The organism is Halomonas sp. hl-4 (genome assembly GCF_900215475.1).
Lineage (GTDB): Bacteria > Pseudomonadota > Gammaproteobacteria > Pseudomonadales > Halomonadaceae > Vreelandella.
On record NZ_LT907845.1, the window covers coordinates 3,714,606 to 3,737,093 of the forward strand.

Genomic DNA, 22,488 nt, shown 5'->3' on the forward strand with positions numbered 1-22,488 from the left:
ATGCGTAAGATAGTAATGATGTCCGCACTGGCGTTAGCTGTTGCCGGCTGTGCCAATCAGCAGGGAGGCGGGCCGCAGGTGCGCGATTTGAGCGATGCCCGCGAAGCGGTGGAGCGCACCCCTGAATACCAGGTAAAAGAAGGCGATACGCTTTACGGCATCGCCTGGCAGCATAACCTTGATTATCGTGAAGTTGCCGCGCTAAACAACATTGAGCCTCCTTACCGTATTCAACCTGGTCAGACGCTGGCGCTACGAGAGGGTGCCGAGTCATCACCATCGTCTTCGAGTGACACAGCGTCATCTTCGGATGGGTCTTCAGGCGGTGCAGTCGCCCGTGGGCTGGCACCCGATGCGTCATCTTCAGGTGGCGGCGATCAGGAGATGGACTGGTTGCTGCCCGATGAAACGGCCATTGAGCGAAATCAGCGCACCGCTGAGCGTGACGCCGTGGAAGCGTCGCAGGAAGTGGCCGAGGCTGCACCTGATGATAGCCGTGAAAAAGTTGCTACGGCCGAAACCGCCTCGGACGTGGAATCGGCGCCCGAAGCTGACCCAGAGCCAAGCCAAACCGAGCAGACCGAAGCGGAGCCGACACCCGAATCGGAACCCGAGCAGGAACCTGAAGAAGCCCCCGAACAGGATACGGCCGAAAGCGATGAATCGGCACCTGACCGCGACGGACGCACTTACACACCGGCCGAAACCATTGATTGGCAGTGGCCGAGTGAGGGCAAGGTCGTGGGTGAATTCGGTCAAGGCGATAGCGTTACCGCCGGGATTGATATCGCAGGAGAAAAGGGGCAACCTGTGAGAGCCGCTGGACCTGGCATTGTGGTATATGCAGGCAGTGGTGTGCGCGGTTACGGTAACCTCATTCTGCTCAAGCACAACGATGAATTTCTCAGCGCTTATGCGCACAACGACAGCCTAAATGTCAGCGAGAATGATGTTGTGGAAGCCGGCGAGGTCATTGCCTCCATGGGCGATAGTGACGCGGAAGATGCGAGGCTGCATTTCGAGGTTCGCCGCGAAGGCCAGCCTCAAGATCCCCTGGAGTTTCTGCCGTCACGCTAACCGATATCAGCTATGAACACGTGTGTTGCCAAGACCATCACGACAGGTAACGACGTTAACGCTTTATATAACAATAACGATGGGAGTCGCAGCATTGACCCCATTTGGTTTTTTTAAGGGCGGATAGGCGATATAACGGGGGTAAGACGGATGAGTATGCTGGAAAAAGATCTACAGGAAGTAGACCTGAACGCTGTGGAAGAAGCACTTGACGATGGTGATGAAGTAGCCGCCGCCGAAGATGCCTTTGAAAAAGCGTTAGGGCGCGAGGACCGTCAGCAGCATCAAAGCCTTGATGCCACGCAGATCTACCTCAATGAAATTGGCTTTTCGCCACTATTAACGCCCGAAGAGGAAGTGTACTACGGGCGTCTGGCACGCAAGGGTGACCCGTTGGGTCGCTCGCGGATGATTGAGTCCAACTTGCGGTTGGTGGTGAAAATAGCCCGCCGCTATCTGAATCGTGGGCTAACCCTGCTGGACTTAATTGAAGAAGGTAATTTAGGTCTCATCCGGGCCGTCGAGAAATTCGACCCCGAGCGCGGTTTCCGCTTCTCAACGTATGCCACTTGGTGGATCCGGCAAACCATTGAGCGGGCGCTGATGAATCAAACCCGCACCATTCGGTTGCCGATCCACGTGGTTAAAGAGCTTAATATCTATTTGCGTGCTGCCCGCGAATTGACGCAAAAGCTTGACCACGAGGCCACGGCGGAGGAAATCGCTGAGCATCTCGACAAGCCGGTGGGGACGGTCAAAAAAATGCTGGGGCTTAACGAGCGTGTCTCCTCGGTTGATTACCCCATGGGTGGCGAAAGCGACAAACCGCTAATTGATACGCTGACCGACGAGGAAGACCACGGGCCCGAGGCCTCTCTGGTTGACGGCGATGTTAAAGAGCACGTTGATCATTGGCTCGACGAGCTCAATGAGAAGCAGCGCGAAGTGGTCGTGCGGCGTTTTGGTTTGCGCGGCCACGAAGCGGCCACCCTGGAAGAAGTTGGCGCTGAAATTGGCTTAACCCGCGAGCGTGTTCGCCAAATCCAGGTCGAAGCGCTTAAAAAGCTGCGCCGGTCACTGGAGAAACAGGGCCTGTCGTTATCGTCGATTTTTGAAAGCTAGCGATCTTGTGTTTTGGCATCGCTAATTCCCCAGCACCGGGCCATGTGCCCGGTGACTTTATTTAGCAATAATGATTAACCCCGATTGGTAAGCAACAAGCGAGAAATGACATGCGCCCGCTGGTGGCTCATATTGATTTAGACGCACTGCGTCACAACTATCAGTTGGCGTGTCAATGCGCGCCTCACAGTCGCTCGGTGGCGGTCATCAAAGCCAACGCCTACGGCCATGGGGCACTTGACTGCGCGCGCGCTCTGGCGGCCGATGCACCGGCGTTTGCCGTGGCATGTTTGGAAGAGGCGCTGGCGCTGCGCGAAGGCGGTATCACCACGCCGATTATCCTGTTGGAAGGCATCTTTAGCGCCGACGAATTGGCGTTGGTAGATCGCCACCGGCTGTGGATGGCGGTGCACAGCGCCTGGCAGGTGGAAGCATTGCTAACCTTTTCGCCCCGCGAGCCGATTCCGGTCTGGGTCAAGGTAGATTCGGGCATGCACCGGCTGGGGTTTTCGCCACACGAAGTTAGCGCTATCTGGCAGCGTCTTCACGAAGCACCCCAGACAGGAACGCTGCATTTGATGAGCCACTTTGCCACCGCCGATGCCGCCGATAGCCGCTATTTCGAGCAGCAGATGGCGGTATTAAAAACACTTTCCACTACCTTGAATGCACCGCTTTGTCTGGCTAACTCGCCTGCCACGCTTGCCTGGCCGGTGGCCCACGGCGCCTGGAACCGGCCGGGCATCATGCTGTACGGCAGCAATCCGCTGGAAACCACGACCCCAACGACCGAGTCGCTTCGCCCGGTGATGACGCTGCGTTCCGAAATCATTGCCCTGCGCGATGTCGAGGCAGGCGAGCCGGTAGGCTACGGCGGTCGTTGGCGGGCACCATGTCGCTCGCGTATCGCGGTGGTGGCCGGGGGCTATGGCGATGGCTATGACCGCCACGCCCAGGACGGCACACCTGTGCTGGTGAATGGCCAGCGCTGCCCGCTGGTGGGTAAGGTGTCCATGGATATGTTCACGGTGGATGTTAGCGGCGTGGCCGATGCGGCCATTGGTAGCGAAGTCGTGTTGTGGGGGCGTGCAGGCAACGGCGCGGTGCTGTCAGTCGACGAGGTCGCCCGTAGCTGCGATACCATCAGCTATACCCTACTCACAGGGGTGTTGCCCCGCGTGCCACGCCGCTATCATGGCGCTTTTGTATAAATGGCTAACCGCATGTCGAGATCATCTGCAGATTCATCTTCTTCACGCTCGTTTGCGCATCCGCGCTTTTGGTTAACTTGGTTGGCGATAGCGGGGATGTACGTTACAGCATGGCTTCCCTGGCGGCTGAATATTGCTATCGGTTCGGGTATTGGTCGCTTGGCATGGCGATTTGCCAAACGCCGTCGACATATCACCGACGTCAATATCAAGCTTTGTTTTCCGGAAAAAAGCCCGGCGGAACAGCGGGAACTGGTTAAACAAACGTTTATCGCCAATGGCATTGGCTTGGTGGAAACCGCCGTGGCGTGGTGCCGAAGCCCTGAGGATTTTCGCCATCGGGTGGCGTGTATCGGTGAGGAGAATCTTGCCAGGGCCCAGGCACAAGGTGACGGCGTGTTGATTATCGGCGTGCATTTTTCGCCGCTGGATTTGGGCGGTGCGCTACACTCGCTGTTTTTCACGTCGGATGCGGTTTACCGCCCGCATAATAACCCGCTGTTCGACCGCTTTATGACTCGCGCCCGCCTGCGGGTGTTTGACCAGATGATTCATCGCCACGATCTTCGTAGCGTGGTCAGGCGGCTAAAAGCCGGGTATTCGGTATGGTATTCACCCGACCAGGATTTTGGCCGCGATGCCAGCGTGTTCGCGCCGTTTTTTGGCCAGCAGGCGGCAACGGTGCGGCTGACCGCTAAAATCGCCCGGATGACCGGGGCGCAAGTGGTACCGTTGATTTTCTACCGTAACCCGGATAACCGCACCTACACCTACGAGTGGCTGCCTGCGCTGGAAAACTATCCGAGCAACGATGAGGTCGCCGATGCCACGCGGGTGAATGCGTTTATCGAGCAGGCCATTCGTCAGCATCCCGAACAGTATTTATGGCTGCACCGGCGTTTTAAAACGCGGCCGGAAGGCGAGCCAGGGGTTTATTAGCCTTGGTTTTGGTTATTCAGACATAAAAAAAGGCCGGCAATTAAAGCCGGCCTTTTTGCGTTTCGTGCCTCGGTCAGTCGAGGTTGCGCGAGTAGAAAATCTCCAGCATTTCTTTGCGCAGGCGGCTTTCAATATCGCGCGCCTCCTCGAAGGTGATATCTCGCTGCGAGGTCCCGAACAGGTAGTTATCCAGCTCAAAGTTCTTGAGCAGCATCTTGGTGTGAAACATGTTTTCCTGGTACACGTTCACATCAATCATTTGATAGGCGTGCTTGGTATCTTCGGCCAGGTAGTCCTGGATCGAGGTGATATCGTGGTCGATAAACAGTTTTTTGCCGTCCACATCGCGGGTAAAACCGCGTACCCGGTAGTCCATCGTCACAATGTCAGAGTCAAAGCTGTGGATCAGATAATTCAGCGCCTTGAGCGGGCTGATATGGCCACAGGTGGACACATCAATATCCAGGCGGAAGGTGCTGATACCGTTGTCCGGATGAGATTCTGGATAACTATGTACTGTGACATGGCTTTTATCCAGATGAGCCACCACGGTTTCAGGCAGCGGCCCTGGTCCCGGCTCTGTTTGCTCGGGGTCTGTCTCATCCAGCTCATGTTCGGCAATCAGAATGGTGACGCTGGCGCCGTGGGGTTCGTAATCCTGGCGCGAAATATTCAGTACATGCGCGCCGATGATGTTGGTCACGTCTTTAAGAATCTGCGTTAAACGTTCGGCATTGTAGAGCTCATCGATGTAGTCGATATAAGCCGCACGCTGCTCTTCGGTTTTAGCGTAACAGATGTCGTAAATGTTAAAGCTTAGCGAGCTGGTCAGGTTGTTAAACCCGTGGAGTCGGAGATTATCTGACACGTCCGAGCCTCCCTATGGCAGATGAAAACACCCCGACGAGCCAACGCCGGAACCGATCATGCGTTAACAACGCATGGTGATGAGCACTCAATCCAACACCTGTTAATCGTAGGCGCTCAATAAGCGGGCGTATTATGCCCGCACTAGGCCTGTGATGCATCCGGCTGAGTAAGTTTTTTACGTGGTTTTTCCTAGCGTGAACGCTTTTCGATGATGGGTTGGTTACGCCTCGACCATCTCGAACGAATGGGTAATCTCAACGCCACCGTTGGTCAACATAATCGAGGCGCTGCAGTATTTCTCCGCTGACAGCTCCACGGCGCGTTGAACCTGCTTTTCTTTTAGTGCGCGGCCGGTGACCACAAAGTGCACATGAATGCGGGTGAAGACCGAGGGCACGCTATCGGCGCGTTCAGCGTCGAGTTCTGCCACGCAGTCGGTGACGTCGGCGCGGGCCTTGTCGAGAATGTTCAGAATATCAAACGCCGTGCAACTGCCCATGCCCATCAGCAGCATTTCCATTGGCCGTGGCCCGGTGTTGCGTCCGCCATGATCCGGCGGGCCATCAATCACCACGCTGTGCCCGCTGCCTGATTCGGCGACAAACTGGCGACCATCTGTCCATTTTACCCGTGCTTTCACGTTGCTCTCCTCATCCAAGCGACTAACTCTAGGCGACTAAGGTAAGTCGCGCAGCATAACATCTCTTGCCTGGGGCGCACTGCCTCATTAGGTTGGCCAGCCGCCTTCAGCGATCATTAAACAACCGTCAACGCCTGGATTGTAAATATATACCCAGGCGGTGCCGAAACGAGTGGCTAGCAGTTGACGTTGGTACTCGCCCCGTTCGGGGGCAGTCTGGCGATGATCTTCCAGGGCATCAAGCTGGGCAAGCTGGGTAGCCGTCACGCGATATACTTCCAGCAAAATACCCAGCGAGGGTTGCCATTTTGCGCCGGGGTAAGGCCCAATGTCGTAAAGGGTCAAGTCTGTGCTGGTGTCGCCCCCAAGCCAGACTGCCTTGGACAGGCAGTGGGCGTTATTTAAACCACGCTTGAGGGTGCCGTACACCGCGACTAGCGGCGTGGTAGCAACGGCAGTCTCCAGGTATTCGGCAGTCATCATGTCCCTATCCGGTGTTGCAGATAAGTGCCCAGCTCGGCGAGCCGCTCGGGTGTGCCGACATCGACCCAATGCTGTGCGGTATGTTCGCCGCTGACGCGCTGGCTGTCGATGGCGTGTTTAAGCAGCGGTGCCAGGGCAAAGGCGCCCGCGGGTTGATCCGCTACCAGCGCAGGACGTATCAGGCTGATCCCGGCGAAGGTTAAGCGCGGGGCAGGGGCTTGATACACCCGCCCGTCGCGCAAGGCAAAATCCCCGTCGGGATGATGCTCAGGGTTATCCACTAGCACCAAGTGCGCAAGGTCCTTCTCCGACAGTGCCTCTGCATGGGGCAGGTGATCGCACCAGACATCGCCATTGATGAGTAAAAAGGGGGCCTCACCGAGTAATGGCAACGCTTGATGAATGCCGCCGCCGGTTTCTAATGGAGTGGTTTCACGGCTCCACTGAATGGACACGCCGTATGAGTGGCCATCGCCTAATGCGGCTATGATCTGTTCGGCTCGGTAGCTTACGTTGATCACGATTTGGTCAATGCCAGCGTGCTTAAGCCTTTCTAAATGATGCACGATGAGCGGTTTTCCGGCGACGGGTAACAAGGGTTTTGGACAGTGGTCGGTCAGCGGTCGCATCCGCTTACCGAGGCCGGCGGCCAGAATCATTGCTTTCATACGTCTGTCTCGTTCAAGCGCGCGATAATCGCCGGGCGCAGCGTATCTTGGGCCCAGTGGACAAAATCGTCGTGGCCCGGTATTCCGGCCAGGCTATCGTCCAGATGATCAAGAAAGTGGGGTAGGCGCGCAAGGTAACCCGTTTTGTGGTCGCGCAGGGTAAGGCGGCAGAAAATGCCTAGCACCTTCAGGGTACGTTGGGCGGCCATCGCCTGGCACTGATGGAGGAAAGTGGCGGCGTCATAGCGTTGCGAGAGACGACCATCGCGCTGGGCTTGGCTATGAAACGCATCAACGAAGGCCGTAAACTGTTTTTCGCTAAAACGCTGGTAGCGTCCCCGCAGCAGCGAAATAACATCGTAGCTGATCGGCCCTGCAACGGCGTCCTGGAAGTCGATTATGAAAAGTCGTTGGTCGTGGACCATTAAATTCATGGCATCAAAATCGCGGTGCACGCAGACAACGGGCTGAGCAAGCGCCTGGTCAATTAGCTCAGAACGCAGTGCCATCCAGCTGTCGGGCACCGCCAGGCCGAGCCATGCGGTCAGACACCACTCGGAAAATAAATCAAGTTCCCGGCCCAATAATGCGGTGTCGTAAACGGGCAGCGTCTCTGGGGAAACACGATTTTGTAAATCGGCAATCAGCGATAGCGCCTGATTGTGATAGCCTCGGATACGCGCATCATCGGTAAATAATTGCTGCAATGGGGTACTACCCAGGTCGTCCAGTAGTAAAAAACCCTGCTCTAGGTCAGCAGCATGCACCTGGGGCACCGGTAGTCCTGCGCAATGCCAGCGGCGTGCGATGGTCACAAAAGGCTGGCTATCTTCCTGCTGGGGCGGGGCATCCATAACCACCTGGGTGGTGTCATCAGGCAGCGAGAGCCGGAAATAGCGCCGAAAACTGGCGTCGCCTCCGGCCGGGGCGAGAGAAATAGCGTCTACGGGAAGGCCGTTTTGATGCGCGGCCCATGCAATAAGGGCGTTAATCCGCGATGAAGACATGCAAGCTCCTGGCTGGTCGGGCATGATGCGGACTGTATAATACCGATTCTCGATGCCAAGGATAACGAACATGGGCAAGCGATTTTCGCGCGCGGTGCCAGTGGCGCAAACATTGATGGGGAGTTTGCTGGCCAGCGCCTCCTTTTCCGCGGTGGCACAGAGCGAGCCGCTCTCGGCGGAGGCGTTGGACTGGAAGCCTTGGGGGAAGGAAGAAGCGGCCACCCAGCTTTGCCGTGGACGTTACGTAATGCCCGGCTACCGCTTGGCAGAACAAGACAACCCCGAAACGCTCGCAGCAGAGGCTAGCGAAGCGGATTACGCGTCCGATGGCCAAACTATTTTGCGTGGCGACGTGGTGCTGCGGCGAGCGAACGAAGAAGTGGAAGCGGAGCGGGCCTCCATGCCCGCTAATCGCGAGCGGGTGAACGCCGAGGGCAATATTGCGCTGCGTGATGGCACCGCATTAGTGCGTGGCGATACCGCCGAGCTAATGCTCAATGAAGACCGCACTCGGTTAGATAACAGTCACTTTGTACTGTATGACCAGCACCTGCGTGGTCAGGCTCTTCAGCTTGAGCAGCTGGAAAAAGACCAATACCGCCTTCAGGATGCCCGCTTTACGACCTGCGACCCTGGGGAAAATACCTGGAATCTCGTCAGTAGCGATATTCGCTTGGACCAAGCCAAAGGCTTTGGTACTGCACGCAATGCGCGTCTGGAAATTAAAGACGTGCCCGTTCTTTACGTTCCCTGGGTGCGCTTCCCGATTGATGACCGCCGCCATACCGGGCTGCTAACCCCCACGCTAGGTTTTTCGAGCGACGGCGTCGACTATACCCAGCCGTTTTACTGGAATATTGCGCCCAACCGCGATGCGACGATCACGCCGCGCTGGATGAGTGACCATGGCCTGCTGCTGAACGGCGAGTTCCGCTACCTGTTTGAAGAAAGCGCAGGCACGTTGGAGGCAGGCTACTTAAACAGCGATAAAGGCGGTTCGGGCGGCTCAGAAGGGCGATACGAAGGTGAGGACCGCTGGTATGTTGAAGCACAGCATGCCGGGCGAATTAATCCGCGTAGCCGCTATCAACTACGTTACGGTGCCGCCAGTGACGGGCGCTACTTCGATGACTTTGGCGGCGAATTTGGCAGCAATGACCGCACCAATATGGAGCGCTTGGCCCAGGTCGATTATCGTGGTGAGCGTTGGCAGCTCGATGCCCGAGCGCAAGGGTTTCAGCGTTTAGACGACCCGCTTAACGACCGCGATAAGCCGTTCTATCGCCTGCCGAGCTTAAGCGCCAACGCCAACTGGCAATTGGGCAGCGGGTTTTATAGCCAGTGGCGCTCCAACGCGACCTATTTCTGGCGCAACGTGGACGAGCAACAAGTGATTGAACGCGAGGCGGCCACGGGTAGTCGGTTGCACTTAACTCCGGCATTTGGCTGGCGATTTGATCGCCCCTGGGGGTATATCGAACCGCGTACGGAGCTTTGGCATACCGACTACCAGCTGGATTACGGTAACCGGACGACCGAGAACAGTGAATCGCCAAGCCGCAGTATTGCGGTGACCTCGGTGGATAGCGGTTTAGTATTTGAACGCGAACTGGAACTGGGGGGAGACGAATACCGCCAAACCTTGGAACCGCGCTTGAACTATGCCTATGTGCCGCGTACTGATCAAAGCGAGCTGCCCGACTTCGATAGCCGCGAGCAGCCTTTTTCCTGGAATCAGCTATGGTCTGCTCAACGCTTCTCCGGGGCTGATCGGGTGGGTGATTTGAACCGGCTGTCGCTGGGGATTGAGTCGCGGCTGCTTGAAGACGAAACCGGCCGTGACCGGCTGTCTGTTGGCGTTGGGCAAAGCGTCTACTTCGACGAGCGCCGGATTGATATTGAAGGTGATGCTGATACGCTACCGCCCCGCACGAATGATGAGCGTTATTACCAAGCTACCCGCGATCGTTCACCGTTGGTTACCCGGGTCGATTGGCAGATTAACGATCGTTGGAGCACCGGCTACGAATGGCTTTATGACGACAACCTTGATCGTACCGAAAGCTCCACCGTGGATGTGCGCTATCGTCATCCAGAAGGCCACGTATTGAACCTTGGGTACCGTTGGGAAATCCAAGACTTTGACCCTGGCGTAGAGCCGAGTGATGACAGCTTTCGCAACTACAATCGTGAAGAATGGGACCTTTCCTTTGCGTGGAAAGCCAGCCCGCAGATTGATCTGATTGGCCGTTACATTCACGATCAAACCAATGAGCGCGCGCTGGAACAGCTGGCGGGTGTACAGTGGAGTGACTGCTGTTATGGTCTGCAGGTGGTGTGGCGCGAATGGATCGACGACAACGACAGCGCGCGAATCGACGATGACTTTAACGATCGCGGCATTTTCCTGCGCTTCGTATTCCGCGGTTTAGGCGGCGTTGGCCAAAACGCCGATGGATACATTGAGCAATCTATTCCGGGTTTCCGCCCGACGCCTTTATAAATGAGCCTTTTGAATGGCGACTGACAGAGACGACGTTATGAAGATGAGAAAGACCTTGCTTGCCCGCGCCAACATGCTTGCGTTGGGAAGCGCCTTGGCCCTGGGCATGGCGGCGACCGTTCCGTTAAGTGTTCAGGCCCAAACTTCGGCGCCTGCCGAGCGCCAGACACTTGACCGGGTGGTCGCCGTGGTCAACGACGGCGTTATCATGCGCAGCGAGCTGGATGACCGTGTGACCCAGGTTGAGCGTCAGTCAGAGTCGCGTGGTGAGTCGCTCCCCGCGCGTGACCAGCTCGAGTCGCAGGTGTTGGAGCGCATGATCGTTGAGGAAATTCAACTGCAAATGGCCCGTGACGCCAATATCAGCATCGATGACACAGAACTCAATCAGCAAGTTCGTTCGATTGCCGAGTCGAATAACATGACCCTTGAGGAGTTTGCCGATGCGGTAGAAGCCGACGGTATGACGCTGGAAAGCGTACGCGATAACGTGCGCCGTGAAATGCTCATGCGACAGGTTCAGCAACGCCAGGTCAGCAGTCGCGTCAATGTCAGCGAGAGCGAGGTTGATCGTATGATCGGCCCGCAGGTGGGCCAATTGGGTGGGCAGGGCGCGAACCAAGAAGCCCAGCGTGAGGAGGCGCGTCAAGCCATTTTTCAGCGCCGCGCCAATGAAGAGCTGGAAACCTGGGAGCAACAAATCCGCTCGCAGGCCTTTGTTGATATCCGCCTTTAATGAAACCTGCCCATGCACCACCGGTGGTGATTACCACCGGTGAGCCCGCTGGTATCGGGCCCGAGCTTGTGCTGATGCTGGCCGCGCGGGGTGCTTTGCCGAGTGGCATCGTGGCGATTGGCGACCCGCGTATGCTGCGTCAGCGCGCCGAGGCCCTATCGCTCAAGGTGGCGATCGTCGAAGCGACGCCTGGGCAAGTGCTGTCGGAACCGGAGGCGCCCACGCTGCGGGTCTGGCCGGTTGCGCTGAAGGCACCCGCGGTGCCCGGTACGCTCAACTCAGCGAACAGTCATTATGTGCTCGAGACCCTGGCGCTCGCGGTGGATGCCTGCCGATCGGGGCAGGCGGCAGCCATGGTCACCGCGCCGCTGCACAAAGGGGTGATCATTGAGGCTGGCGTCGCCGGGTTTACCGGACATACCGAGTGGCTGCGCGATGCTTGCGGCGTTGACGAGGTGGTCATGATGCTGGCAACCGACAATGCCCTGCATGCGCAGGCCCCAGGCTGGCAGGGCAGCGGCGACCTGCGTGTTGCCCTGGTGACCACTCATTTGCCGTTGCGCGAGGTGGCTGACGCCATCACATTTGAGCGCGTGGTGCGTATCAGCCGTTTACTGGAAACCGATTTACGCAATCAGTTTGGGTTGGTGACGCCGCGTATTGCGGTATGTGGCTTGAATCCCCATGCCGGTGAAGACGGGCACCTCGGGCGCGAAGAGCTGAATATCATTATTCCCGCCCTCGACGCGCTGCGCCAGGAAGGCATGGCCATCACGGGGCCTTTTCCTGCCGATACGCTGTTCACGCCACGTCATTTAGCCAATGTCGATGCCGTACTGGCCATGTATCATGATCAAGGCTTGGCAGTGTTAAAATACGCGGGCTTTGGCAAGGCCGCTAATATTACGCTGGGCCTGCCCCTGGTGCGTACCTCAGTAGATCATGGCACAGCGCTTACCCTCGCGGGCAAAGGCGTTGCCGATCCCGGCAGCCTACAGGTGGCCCTATCATTGGCGCGACGGCTCGCCGATCAGCGTACCACCTCGCTTCGTTAAACCTGCGCGTGCCAACGATGGATTAGTTCAGGCCTTTTGCCCAACGACCGACCCCCAAGGAATCGTGTTAGATGTCTCACGCGCCCCAGCAACATCGCGCTCGCAAACGTTTTGGTCAGAATTTTCTCCGTGACCTCGGGATTATTTCGCGCATCGTGCGTGCCATTGGCCCGCGTGAAGGCGACCGCCTGATTGAAATTGGCCCTGGCCAAGGTGCGCTCACCGAGCCGCTGTTAGAAGCCGCCGGTGCGCTGGAGGTTGTCGAGCTTGACCGGGACTTGATTCCCGGCCTGCGCGTGCAGTTTTTTAACTATCCCGATTTTGTTATCCATGAAGGCGACGCGCTTAAATTTGATTTTACCAAGCTGAGGGGCGAGGGGCCTGCGCTACGCGTAGTGGGCAATCTGCCCTACAATATCTCAACGCCGCTGATTGTACATTTGCTGACCATGGGCGATGCCATCGCCGATATGCATTTTATGCTGCAAAAAGAAGTCGTGGAGCGGTTGGCGGCCGAGCCAGGCGGCCCTGACTGGGGGCGCTTATCGGTGATGGCGCAGTATTACTGCCAAGTTGAGCAGCTGTTTATTGTCCCGCCTGAGGCCTTTGTACCACGTCCTAATGTGGATTCGGCCATCGTGCGCCTCACGCCCCACGCAGTATTGCCGCATACCGCGGATGACCCTGCGCTGCTTTTTGATCTGGTTAAGCTAGCCTTTGGTCAGCGACGCAAAACCCTGCGCAATAACCTAAAAGGGCGAGTCAGTGCTGAGATTTTACAAGATCTGGGCATTGACCCGGTGCGTCGTCCACAAACGCTGACGGTGGCCGAGTTCGTGACGATTGCCAACCGTGTGGCGGCAGATGAAGGGAGCAAAACACTGTGAGCGAGCTTGCGATTGACGTCACGGTGACACCCGAGTATCGCACCGAGGAATCCAGCGAGGCAGAGTCGCGTTATGTGTTCAGTTATACCATCAACGTGCGCAATAACAGCCCGCATAGCGTTCAACTGATGGCTCGCTACTGGAAAATCACTCAGGGCGGGGGTGAGTATCAGGAAGTGCGCGGCAAGGGTGTGGTGGGGCAACAGCCGTTGATCGGCCCAGGCCAGCAGTTTCGCTACACCAGTCGTGCCATGTTGCAAACGCCGGTAGGTGTCATGGAGGGGGTTTATACCTTGCTCGATACGTCGACCCAGCGGGTCTTTGAAGTGGCGATCCCGCCGTTCAGATTGGCAGTACCGCATCAGCTCCACTAGGCCGGTTGCCTTAGACGCCCTTCGTCAGTTTGCTTTCTAAATGGTCGCAGAGGCGCAGCGCCAATTGCACCAGTGTTAACGTCGGGTTGGCGTGACCAGCACTCGCGAAAACACTGGAGCCCGCCACGTAAACGTTTTCCTGGGCAAAGAGTCGACAGTCGGGGTTAACGATACCTTCCTCGGCTTCAAGGCTCATCCGCGTGCCGCCCATATGATGACGTCCGGCGAGTTCGCCCTCGGTGGGCAGTTGCACCGGCGTCTCAGCTAGCCATTCAGCCATCTGTAGCCTTCCCACATCGTGATCGCGTAGATACTCTCCCAACAGTTGCAGGCTTTCACGAATAGTGCGGCGATCCAGATCTGACTGCCGCCATACCAGCCGACTGCGTGGAACGCCAAGCTCGTCCAGTTCATCGCTCAGCTCAATGCGGTTTTCATGGCGCGGTTCCTGCTCCCAGGCGGCCCTTAGCATGGCGCCATGCATCACGCGCCCCTGGGCTTGCCAGGTGCGCATTCTACCCGCTAGCGTCGGTGCTTGGCCCGCGAGTTCGTCAATCAGCTGTTGGGTAACCTCGGTGTTCATGCGGTGTAGCCGCAGGCCGCAGTTAAGTATTTTCCTTGAGCTAATGGAAGGCGCCGTGGGCGAGAGAAAAACAGTATGGTCTTTGTCTAAGCCCAGCGCGGCGGGTTCAAAGAGCAGCGCCTTGCCCACCGTGGCGTGGGGATGTTCCATCCAATAGCGCCCCAGTGTGTCAGCTTGAGGAATCAGTTGCCCTTGCGTCTGTTGGTTGCACCACAGCAGCAAGCGTGAGTTTTCGATGCCGCCACAGGCGACTACAAAGTAGCGTGCGCGAACTTGACGAGAGTCGCCTTGGTAGTTTTTGAAAGTAGCGGTAGTCACTTTGCCATCTTGCGTTTCTAGCCCGACCAAGTTGGCCGTCAGGCAGCATTCAAGGCTAGTCGACTCGCTGAGCGTGGCGGCGTATTTCTCCTTCAAGCGCGTAGGAGGGCCAAGTGAAAAATGGGTGCGCTTGAGTCCTGCCCCCTCAATTCGTTGGTCTGGCGGCACAGGCTCCAGGCTAAGCAGGCGCATGGCAGCGTTTAGATAAGGGCTGAGAACGGCGTGACTTATGGGCCAGCCTGTCTCGCTGGCCGCTTGCTTGGCGGTGAAGTCATAATCATCCAGGGGACGACAGATGCCGCCCCAATGGTTGGTCGATCCGCCGAGGTGACGCAGCCGGGTGGTCTCCAGCGGATGGTACGCATCGCCGACAATGTCCCCCCGGTAGTTCTCCTGGGAGCGTTCGCTGTAGCTGGCGTCGCCTCCCTCGCAGAGCAGAATGTGATGCCCCCGCTTGGCCAGAGTAACCGCCATGGCGATGCCGGCGGCGCCGCCACCGATAATGCAGACATCCACCGCATCGCTGATGGTCTCGAAAGCGCTATACATTAGCGATCACTGGCGCGTAGCAGCCAGCCGTCAACCTTTACATTAGTCAATGGTGGGGAAACCCGGTTGGCAGCGGCCTGGCTGGCAGGGATCAGCGTTGCGCCAGGCAGCAGCGCGCCGATGCCAGCGAGGCCCGCGACTCGCATTAGCTCGCGTCGGGTGTGATCAATGGGCATGTCGGTAGCGTTGTCCTTAACGGTAGCATGAGACGATAGGTAACTCTGGCGGCTAGGCGACGATTAAACCGCGTTACCTACTGTCTTTATAGTGGTTCAGGTTGGTCGTGAGCACCAGTTATATTGCGATGTCACGATCTGGCGGGAATGTTTAACGGCAGGCGCAGGCAGGCGTTGAGATGCTAGTATCAGCCACACGTATTTTTTTATAAGGCCCCCGCATGAGTATCTATGCGATCGGTGATTTGCACGGCTGTCATGCCGAATTTGTGGCACTGTTGGAGAAGCTCAGTTTCGACCCCAAGCGCGATACGCTTTGGCTGGTCGGCGATTTGGTCAACCGCGGGCCTGATTCGCTCGCTTGCCTGCGCGAAGTCGAACGCCTGGGCAGTGCCGTTCGCTGCGTATTGGGTAACCACGATTTTCATTTGCTGGTGGCCGCGCGGGGCGGGGGTAAGCTCAAAAGAAACGACAGCCTGCAGACGGTGCTTGAGGCTGCCGATCGCGAACGGCTGCTCGACTGGCTGCAGGGCCAGCCGTTGGCGGTGAGAGACGGCAATCAGTTGATGACCCATGCGGGGCTGCTGCCCCAGTGGGGGCTTGATCAGGTGGAGGCGCTGGCGAGAGAGGTGCAGGTCGCATTAACCGGGGAGCATTCGGGCCACTTTTTGAGCCAGCTGTATGGTAATCATCCCGACCGCTGGGACAATACGCTTGACGGTTTAGAGCGCCTACGCTGCGTGGTCAACGTACTAACCCGCATGCGCTTTATCGACGCCGAAGGACGTCTGGATTTTACCGCCAATCAGGGCCTGGATAGCGCGCCCGTGGGGTTTGCGCCCTGGTTCCAGTTCCCGCGTGACGATGACCCTCATCTGCTATTCGGCCACTGGGCGGCCCTCGCGGGGGATACACCCGATGCCCGCGTACGTGTCGATGCCCTGGATACCGGTTGTGCTTGGGGAGGCGAGCTGACCGCACTTAATCTGGCGACCGGCGAGCGGACTCGCGTGCCCAGCCGCGCGTCAGCAGGAGTGGCGTCATGACATCACCGTGTAACGACCCACGTCTTGTCGGGCTCAACGTTTACCGGGTAGGTGGCGCCGTCCGCGACCGGCTTTTGGGGTGGCCGGTTTACGATAACGACTGGGTGGTCGTGGGCGCTACCCCCGATGCTATGCTTGAGCGAGGATTCAAGCCGGTCGGGCGCGACTTTCCCGTGTTTCTCCATCCCGACAGCGCCGAAGAGTACGCCCTGGCGCGTACCGAGCGAAAAGCGGGGCATGGCTATGCTGGCTTTCAGGTGGTCGCCAGCGCCGATGTGACGCTAGAAGAGGACCTGCTGCGTCGCGATCTGACCATTAATGCCATTGCGGAAGCGGCTGACGGTACGCTGGTTGATCCTTTTAACGGCCAGCAGGATATTGAACAGCGCAAACTGCGCCATGTATCGCAAGCGTTTAGCGAAGATCCACTCCGAGTATTACGCACGGCCCGCTTTCTGGCGCGTTACAAGACGCTAGGTTTTACTATCGCCCCGGAAACGTTGGCGCTGATGGGCGATGTCAGCCGCAGCGGCGAGTTAGCCTATTTGGCTGCTGAGCGAGTGTGGTTAGAAACCGAAAAAGCCTTGGGCGAAGCGCAGCCGGCAAGCTATTTCATTACGCTTGACCAGTGCGATGCGCTTTCCACCTGGTGGCCAGAGCTTGTCGACGGTGTCTTCAGTGACTGCCTCGACGCCATGACGCTTGGGGGGAATAGCGATGCGTTATCCAGCGCTGATTGGCGCTATGGACTTTTGGTCTCGCCATTAAGTGAGACCCAGCGTGAGTCATTGGCCCAGCGGCTACGTTTGCCAAATGCGGTGGCGCGGCTAGCGCGCCATGTGGCACTGACCCGCCATTTGTTGGGGGAGGGGCTGAGTGCATCAGCGGTATCGCACTGGCTGGAGCGCTTGGATGCTTGGCGTAAGCCCGCCCAGGTAAACGACCAATTGGTGCTGGTGGCGGTGTTGGCCCCGCCGTATGTTAGGGTCTTGAAGGCGGCATGGCAGGCCGCGCAGCAGGTAAGCCCCAAGGCGCTTATGGAAGAAGGCTACCAGGGAGCCGCACTAGGTACCGCACTTAAAGAGCGCCGCTACCAAGCCATCGTAGAGACGCTTAACTAAACAGTGACCAGTTATCGGGCGAGCGCTTTGCGTGGCAGCGGGTCTGCCTGGGATATCCACACACCGCGCCATTCAAAGTCAATGGCCCATAGGCGCTGACTACCCAGAGAGAACTCCGCCCAAAGCGTTGCGTAGGGTGTGAGACAGTGCGGATGGCAGCTGGCCGGCAATAGTTCGGCCAGCGGCTGTAAAACAAAAGCGTTGTGGGAAATTTCGGCGCGTGGCAGAGCGATACCGTCAACGTTGCCGCACATGTCACCTACGGTCAGTAGGTCAATATCCAGCGCGCGTGCGCTGTATTTTGCCATGTCTGGCGTTCGGCCATGTTCGACCTCCAGCTGTTTGGCCCAGGCCTGAAGTTCACCGGGTGTCCAGTCGCTCTGAAAGGCCACCACTAAGTTGAAAAAATTACGCCGGTCTTTGAAGCCAACGGGTTCGCTCTCAAACACCCGGGAAATTTTAAGCGAGCCGAAGGTGTCGGCCAGCGCATCAAGGCATAAGCGTATATGCCGGGCAGGCTCAATATTGCTGCCCAGGCTAACGGTTACTAAGCTCATGGCAGTGGCTCTCCAGTTGCCTCTAGGGTGCCCCGGGTGATTTCAAGGCCAACGCTGGCCGCCTTTGGCACGGCGCCCGGCTTGCGCACGATAAGGCGCAGCCAACTGATGGGAAAGTCATTGCGCAGACAGGTAGCAAGCCGCTCGGCGAAGGTTTCTACTAGAGCAAACTGGTGAGTGTCGGCAAACTGCTGAATACGCTGACAAATGGCGGCGTAGTCTAGCGTCAGGCGAAGTTCGTCTGTGGCCGCCGCCGAGCGAATATCCGTGGCCAGCGTTAGGTCTAAACGCAGTGACTGCTGAATAGTGCGCTCCCAGTCGTAGACACCTATAACAGTGTCGACCTCAAGCGCTTCGATGAAAATGCGGTCCATGGGCCTTCCCCAATACAACGAGCGAGCGATTGTACGTGAGCAAAACGCTTAGCAACAGTCGGTTGGGTAGCCAAAATGAGCATAATGGCATGATATGGATAGTGATGGGGTATGTCAGTGGTAGCTGGTTAGCGGCACTTAGCGTCTGCCGCTTGGCGGGGGTGCCCGACCCCCGCCAGCACGGCTCACACAACCCCGGGTTTTCCAACGTGCTGCGCTTGTATGGCGCACGCCTAGCGGCGGCAACGCTGCTGCTGGATGCATTGAAAGGCATGCCAGCGGTGCTCGCCGTAAAGCTATTGGGCTTACCCGTATGGCTTCAGGGGCTGGTTGGACTGGCCGTGCTATTGGGTCACAGCTTTCCGCTATGGCATGGGTTTCGGGGAGGTAAGGCGGTGGCCAGCGCGTTCGGTGTGCTGTTGGTGTTGGTACCTGAGGTGGCGCTTATCAGCGCTCTGATCTGGGCGCTGCTCGCATGGCGGCTGAGGACGGCAGCCCTAGCCTCGCTTTGGAGTGCGCTGGCGGCCCCGCTGGTATGTGGCTGGTTAGCACCATCATATGTATGGGTGGTAGGCGGGTTCAGCCTGTTGGTGCTGGCCCGCCATGCCCTCAATATTGGTCGCCTTAAGCGCGGTGAAGAGCCGCCTTTTTAACAGACTAGGCGGCAGGCGGTGCGAGGTTGGCCAGCGGCCAGCGGGGCGTCGCTTGCATGATGCCGCTCGTGTCTTGTTCGCCCGCTGCCAGCCGCTGTGCGCCCACGTAAGCAATCATCGCACCGTTATCGGTGCAAAAGCGTCCGCGGGGATAATAGGCCTTTGCCTGACGCTTGTCGCAGGCAAGGGTTAGGCGCTCGCGCAACCGATGATTGGCGCTTACGCCGCCCGCTACGATTAGCCGCTTAAGTCCGGTTTGATCCAGCGCCCGGCGACACTTAATAACTAGCGTATCTACCACGGCATCCTCGAACGCGCGGGCGACGTCGGCACGGGCTTGCTCATCCAACTCGCCTGCTGTTTCCAGCTGTCGAATCGCGGTGAGGGTATGGGTTTTTAAGCCAGAAAAGCTGAAATCCAACCCTGGGCGGTCGGTCATCGGGCGGGGGAAGCGAAAACGATCTGTATTACCTTGCTCGGCCAGCGCGGCGACATGGGGACCGCCGGGATAGGCCAGGCCCAGCATCTTGGCCGCTTTATCAAAGGCCTCCCCGGCGGCGTCGTCCACTGATTCACCGAGTAGTTGGTAGTCACCCAGGCCATTTACTTCTACTAACTGGGTGTGCCCCCCAGAGACCAGCAGCGCGACAAACGGAAAATCAGGTGCCTCGTCTTCAAGCATGGGGGCCAATAAATGGCCTTCCATGTGATGAACGCCAAGCACCGGAATGCCGAGGGCCCGTGCCATTCCGTGGGCAGTGCTCGCGCCGACCATGAGCGCGCCGACCAGCCCAGGCCCAGCGGTGTAGGCGATACCATCAAGGTCGAGGCGCGTCAGGTTGGCCTCACTCAAAACCTGCTCAATGAGCGGCAGCAGCTTGCGTGTATGATCTCTTGAAGCCAATTCAGGCACTACGCCGCCATAGTCGGTGTGCATGGCAATTTGGCTGTAAAGTGCATCGGCCAGCAGCCCTTGGCCGCCGCTTAGTGACGTATCGTAAATCGCCACGCCGGTTTCATCGCAGGACGTTTCAATGCCCAGTACGCGCATAGGACAATAACTCTGTCAAAAAATAGTCGTCGTAGTTTAGCATTCTCGTCGCAGGGTGGGCGCAAGCATTTGCAAAGCGTGCCAAGCAAGACTAGACTACTGTGCGCTGTAAACTGGGTCGTGCACCTTATAGGCAATCATGCATTAACGGTGCGCGTACTATCCGAACTCAAGACTCCTTAAGGTAGGTGAGTGCTTAATGCCTTCTGTAAAAGTACGTGATAACGAGCCGTTTGACGTCGCCCTGCGTCGCTTCAAGCGTTCTTGCGAAAAAGCCGGCGTTCTCTCTGAAGTACGTCGTCGCGAGCATTACGAGAAGCCGACTGCTGAGCGTAAACGCAAAGCGGCAGCTGCTGTAAAACGTCACGCCAAGAAGATTCAGCGTGAGCAAAAGCGTTTCGAACGGCTCTATTGATCCGTACCGGAATACGCTAGCTAACGCCTAGCGTGTTCCAAGAGGGATGCCAAGCGGCCGCCACTTAGGTGGCCGTTTGTTTTGCGTTTTACCCAAGCGTGTCTAAGGTGATCGGGTGTGTGCCTGATGACATTAGATTCGCCAATTAGTCCCTTTGGGCGAGGATGCCTGCTTCCATGGCTGGCCAAATTCCACAGCGTTTTATCGACGACCTGCTCGGCCGCGTTGATGTGGTGGAAGTGGTTGGTGAGCGCGTGCAGCTAAAAAAAGCTGGCCGTAACTTTTCAGGGCTTTGCCCTTTCCATCAAGAGAAAACGCCGTCGTTTACGGTGAGCGCCGACAAGCAGTTCTATCACTGTTTTGGCTGTGGGGCGCACGGCAACGCGCTGCGTTTTTTGATGGAGTACGACAAGCTGCCGTTTCCCGAGGCGGTCGAGCAGTTGGCCGGTAGGCTAGGGATTGAAGTGCCCCGGGAAGGTGCCGACGACCCCCGCGCTCAGCAGCGTGAGAAGAAGCGCAAAGAGGGTGTCAACCTGCTTGAACTGGCCGCCAGCTTTTATCGCGAACGGCTGAAAATGCAGGAAGGGCGCGGTGCCCAGCAGTATTTGCACGAACGTGGCCTTTCAAGTGATGTCATCAATGCCTACGGCATTGGTTACGCGCCAGGGGGCTGGGAGGCGCTCAAGCAGCATCTGAGCGAGCGTGGCATTAGCGAACCCGTTCAGGTTGAGTACGGGCTGCTGATCCACCGTGAGGACACAGGGCGTACTTACGATCGCTTCCGCGACCGGGTGATGTTCCCCATTCGCGATCTGCGCGGACGCACGATTGCTTTCGGCGGGCGGGTAATGGGTGACGATCAGCCCAAATACCTTAACTCCCCCGAAACGCCGGTGTTTCATAAAGGGCGCGAGCTTTACGGCCTTTATGAAGCTCGCCAGGCGTCCAGTCGGCTTGAGCAGTTGGTAATGGTCGAGGGGTATATGGATGTCGTGGCGCTAGCGCAATACGGTATTCATAATGCCGTGGCCACCCTGGGTACCGCGACCACAGAAGATCACTTGAGTCGTCTGTTTCGTCTGGTGAGTCGTGTGGTTTTCTGTTTTGACGGTGACCGTGCAGGTAGACAGGCGGCAAGCCGAGCGCTTGAAACCGCGCTGCCGATGATGATTGATGGCCGAGAGGCGCGCTTTTTGTTTCTGCCGGAAGGCGATGACCCGGATACCCTGGTGCGCCGTGAAGGGGCTGAGGCGTTCCAGGACCGCGTCACCTGTGCGATGCCGTTGTCTGAGTTTCTTTTCGAACAGGCGGCGCAAGGGCGCGATTTGAATACCGTCGAAGGCCGCGAACGGTTTGCCAGCCAAGTGCTTGAAGCATTGAACAAAGTGCCCGAAGGCATGCTCAAATCGTTAATGCTTGAGGCGTTAGCCAAGCGTAGCGGTTTGGCTCAAGAACAGTTGAAAGGACTGCTTGAAAAGCGAGTCGCGGCGACCGCACGTCAGCATCAGTCGAACGTAGCGCCTGCTGAGTCGTCTAGCGCTGCTGGTCGGCCCAAGGAGGAGCGGGCAACTGCTAGGCGGCCAGCACGTGAACAAGCACTGACGCCGGTAGGGCGGATTATACAGCTGCTAATTCACGAGCCTGGCTTAGTAGCGAGCCTGCCTGAGAGCGATGCGTGGTTGCCGGGTGGCGATGTGCCTGAAAGCGATGAAGTACGGCTGTGCCGTGAGTTGCTGGCGCTCTTACGGGCCGGTCGTTATCGTAGTCCCCAGGTGATTTTGGCGCACTTTCAAGGCAGTGCCGAAGGCGCTCAGCTTGCTGCTTTTGCCCAGCGGGAATTGTTGATTCCAAAGTCGGCGCGGGAAACGGAGCTATCAGGATTGGTGGCGCACCTGAGCCACGTTCAGCGTCAGCAATCGCCGCGTGAGGAATATAACGCCTTGCTGGCGCAAGAGCGTGATGGGCAAAAACTTGATAAGGAACAGCGCCAGCGCCTGGCGAGTTTGGTAATGGAACTATCGCAGCGGCAGCACTAACGTAATAGGTGGCGGGTTGAAAAAACGCCGTGCCGCC

General features: G+C 57.7%; 24 protein-coding genes. 14 read left to right on the top strand and 10 right to left on the bottom strand.

Annotation, left to right across the window (positions count from 1 at the left end):
- From CPH17_RS17440 to lpxL, 4 genes are all read left to right on the top strand, one after another.
- Nucleotides 1–1,077 (top strand): peptidoglycan DD-metalloendopeptidase family protein, encoded by a 1,077-nt coding sequence (locus CPH17_RS17440; RefSeq protein ID WP_096300530.1) that lies wholly within the window; start codon nt 1–3, stop codon nt 1,075–1,077.
- Between the two features lie 150 nt (nt 1,078–1,227).
- Nucleotides 1,228–2,199, top strand: coding sequence for an RNA polymerase sigma factor RpoS (gene rpoS / locus CPH17_RS17445; RefSeq protein WP_074395482.1), 972 nt, complete (start codon nt 1,228–1,230; stop codon nt 2,197–2,199).
- 110 nt (nt 2,200–2,309) lie between these two features.
- Nucleotides 2,310–3,410 carry an alanine racemase gene (gene alr / locus CPH17_RS17450; protein ID WP_074395483.1) on the top strand — a complete coding sequence of 367 codons (1,101 nt, stop codon included), beginning with the start codon at nt 2,310–2,312 and terminating at the stop codon, nt 3,408–3,410.
- A 12-nt stretch (nt 3,411–3,422) separates the two neighbouring features.
- The gene (gene lpxL / locus CPH17_RS17455; RefSeq protein ID WP_074398424.1) at nt 3,423–4,349 is read left to right on the top strand and encodes an LpxL/LpxP family Kdo(2)-lipid IV(A) lauroyl/palmitoleoyl acyltransferase; all 927 of its coding nucleotides are present in this window, start codon (nt 3,423–3,425) and stop codon (nt 4,347–4,349) included.
- A 73-nt stretch (nt 4,350–4,422) separates the two neighbouring features.
- Here the strand turns inward: lpxL and speD are convergent, their stop codons facing one another.
- The 5 genes from speD to CPH17_RS17480 all read right to left on the bottom strand — a co-directional run bounded on the left by speD (nt 4,423) and on the right by CPH17_RS17480 (nt 8,017).
- A complete protein-coding gene (speD, locus tag CPH17_RS17460) occupies nt 4,423–5,217 on the bottom strand; it encodes an adenosylmethionine decarboxylase (protein ID WP_074395484.1) in 795 nt (264 codons plus the stop codon).
- A gap of 222 nt (nt 5,218–5,439) precedes the next feature.
- Entirely contained in the window at nt 5,440–5,859 is a 420-nt protein-coding gene (locus tag CPH17_RS17465) for an OsmC family protein (RefSeq protein ID WP_074395485.1), read from the bottom strand.
- 87 nt (nt 5,860–5,946) lie between these two features.
- Nucleotides 5,947–6,342, bottom strand: coding sequence for a gamma-glutamylcyclotransferase family protein (locus tag CPH17_RS17470; protein WP_331712944.1), 396 nt, complete (start codon nt 6,340–6,342; stop codon nt 5,947–5,949).
- Nucleotides 6,339–7,010 carry an N-acetylmuramate alpha-1-phosphate uridylyltransferase MurU gene (gene murU, locus CPH17_RS17475; RefSeq protein WP_096300532.1) on the bottom strand — a complete coding sequence of 224 codons (672 nt, stop codon included), beginning with the start codon at nt 7,008–7,010 and terminating at the stop codon, nt 6,339–6,341. Before murU ends, CPH17_RS17470 begins: the two co-directional genes overlap by 4 nt.
- Entirely contained in the window at nt 7,007–8,017 is a 1,011-nt protein-coding gene (locus CPH17_RS17480) for an aminoglycoside phosphotransferase family protein (protein ID WP_096300534.1), read from the bottom strand. The genes murU and CPH17_RS17480 overlap by 4 nt, the downstream gene beginning before the upstream one ends.
- A 70-nt stretch (nt 8,018–8,087) precedes the next feature.
- Here CPH17_RS17480 and CPH17_RS17485 point away from each other — a divergent pair, with 70 nt between their 5' ends.
- The 5 genes from CPH17_RS17485 (at nt 8,088) to apaG (ending at nt 13,572) form a co-directional block, all read left to right on the top strand.
- Nucleotides 8,088–10,520: an LPS-assembly protein LptD gene (locus CPH17_RS17485; RefSeq protein WP_096300536.1), complete on the top strand. Its 2,433-nt coding sequence runs from the start codon at nt 8,088–8,090 to the stop codon at nt 10,518–10,520.
- A gap of 13 nt (nt 10,521–10,533) precedes the next feature.
- Nucleotides 10,534–11,256, top strand: coding sequence for a SurA N-terminal domain-containing protein (locus CPH17_RS17490; protein ID WP_441316754.1), 723 nt, complete (start codon nt 10,534–10,536; stop codon nt 11,254–11,256).
- The gene (gene pdxA, locus CPH17_RS17495) at nt 11,256–12,311 is read left to right on the top strand and encodes a 4-hydroxythreonine-4-phosphate dehydrogenase PdxA (RefSeq protein WP_096300538.1); all 1,056 of its coding nucleotides are present in this window, start codon (nt 11,256–11,258) and stop codon (nt 12,309–12,311) included. Before CPH17_RS17490 ends, pdxA begins: the two co-directional genes overlap by 1 nt.
- 71 nt (nt 12,312–12,382) lie before the next feature.
- Nucleotides 12,383–13,198: a 16S rRNA (adenine(1518)-N(6)/adenine(1519)-N(6))-dimethyltransferase RsmA gene (gene rsmA, locus CPH17_RS17500; protein WP_074395490.1), complete on the top strand. Its 816-nt coding sequence runs from the start codon at nt 12,383–12,385 to the stop codon at nt 13,196–13,198.
- The gene (gene apaG / locus CPH17_RS17505; RefSeq protein WP_074395491.1) at nt 13,195–13,572 is read left to right on the top strand and encodes a Co2+/Mg2+ efflux protein ApaG; all 378 of its coding nucleotides are present in this window, start codon (nt 13,195–13,197) and stop codon (nt 13,570–13,572) included. The genes rsmA and apaG overlap by 4 nt, the downstream gene beginning before the upstream one ends.
- Before the next feature lie 10 nt (nt 13,573–13,582).
- On the opposite strand, the gene CPH17_RS17510 is transcribed toward apaG, so the two are convergent.
- Nucleotides 13,583–15,022: an FAD-dependent oxidoreductase gene (locus CPH17_RS17510; protein ID WP_096300540.1), complete on the bottom strand. Its 1,440-nt coding sequence runs from the start codon at nt 15,020–15,022 to the stop codon at nt 13,583–13,585.
- On the bottom strand, nt 15,022–15,198 hold the full coding sequence (locus tag CPH17_RS20065) for a hypothetical protein (RefSeq protein ID WP_172898704.1): 177 nt from the start codon (nt 15,196–15,198) through the stop codon (nt 15,022–15,024). Before CPH17_RS20065 ends, CPH17_RS17510 begins: the two co-directional genes overlap by 1 nt.
- A 221-nt stretch (nt 15,199–15,419) precedes the next feature.
- On the opposite strand from CPH17_RS20065, the gene CPH17_RS17515 reads away from it, so the two are divergent.
- Nucleotides 15,420–16,244 carry a symmetrical bis(5'-nucleosyl)-tetraphosphatase gene (locus CPH17_RS17515; RefSeq protein ID WP_096300542.1) on the top strand — a complete coding sequence of 275 codons (825 nt, stop codon included), beginning with the start codon at nt 15,420–15,422 and terminating at the stop codon, nt 16,242–16,244.
- Nucleotides 16,241–17,365 (top strand): polynucleotide adenylyltransferase, encoded by a 1,125-nt coding sequence (locus tag CPH17_RS17520; protein ID WP_096300544.1) that lies wholly within the window; start codon nt 16,241–16,243, stop codon nt 17,363–17,365. Before CPH17_RS17515 ends, CPH17_RS17520 begins: the two co-directional genes overlap by 4 nt.
- 11 nt (nt 17,366–17,376) lie before the next feature.
- Here the strand turns inward: CPH17_RS17520 and folK are convergent, their stop codons facing one another.
- On the bottom strand, nt 17,377–17,922 hold the full coding sequence (gene folK, locus CPH17_RS17525) for a 2-amino-4-hydroxy-6-hydroxymethyldihydropteridine diphosphokinase (protein ID WP_096300546.1): 546 nt from the start codon (nt 17,920–17,922) through the stop codon (nt 17,377–17,379).
- Entirely contained in the window at nt 17,919–18,296 is a 378-nt protein-coding gene (folB, locus tag CPH17_RS17530; RefSeq protein WP_074395496.1) for a dihydroneopterin aldolase, read from the bottom strand. The genes folK and folB overlap by 4 nt, the downstream gene beginning before the upstream one ends.
- Nucleotides 18,297–18,385: 89 nt before the next feature.
- Here folB and plsY point away from each other — a divergent pair, with 89 nt between their 5' ends.
- The gene (gene plsY / locus CPH17_RS17535) at nt 18,386–18,949 is read left to right on the top strand and encodes a glycerol-3-phosphate 1-O-acyltransferase PlsY (RefSeq protein WP_096300984.1); all 564 of its coding nucleotides are present in this window, start codon (nt 18,386–18,388) and stop codon (nt 18,947–18,949) included.
- Nucleotides 18,950–18,953: 4 nt separating this feature from the next.
- On the opposite strand, the gene tsaD is transcribed toward plsY, so the two are convergent.
- On the bottom strand, nt 18,954–20,000 hold the full coding sequence (gene tsaD, locus CPH17_RS17540) for a tRNA (adenosine(37)-N6)-threonylcarbamoyltransferase complex transferase subunit TsaD (protein ID WP_074395497.1): 1,047 nt from the start codon (nt 19,998–20,000) through the stop codon (nt 18,954–18,956).
- Nucleotides 20,001–20,199: 199 nt separating this feature from the next.
- Here tsaD and rpsU point away from each other — a divergent pair, with 199 nt between their 5' ends.
- Both rpsU and dnaG read left to right on the top strand, forming a co-directional pair.
- The gene (rpsU, locus tag CPH17_RS17545) at nt 20,200–20,415 is read left to right on the top strand and encodes a 30S ribosomal protein S21 (protein WP_007113641.1); all 216 of its coding nucleotides are present in this window, start codon (nt 20,200–20,202) and stop codon (nt 20,413–20,415) included.
- 176 nt (nt 20,416–20,591) lie between these two features.
- On the top strand, nt 20,592–22,451 hold the full coding sequence (gene dnaG / locus CPH17_RS17550; RefSeq protein WP_096300548.1) for a DNA primase: 1,860 nt from the start codon (nt 20,592–20,594) through the stop codon (nt 22,449–22,451).
- Nucleotides 22,452–22,488 lie beyond the last annotated feature (37 nt).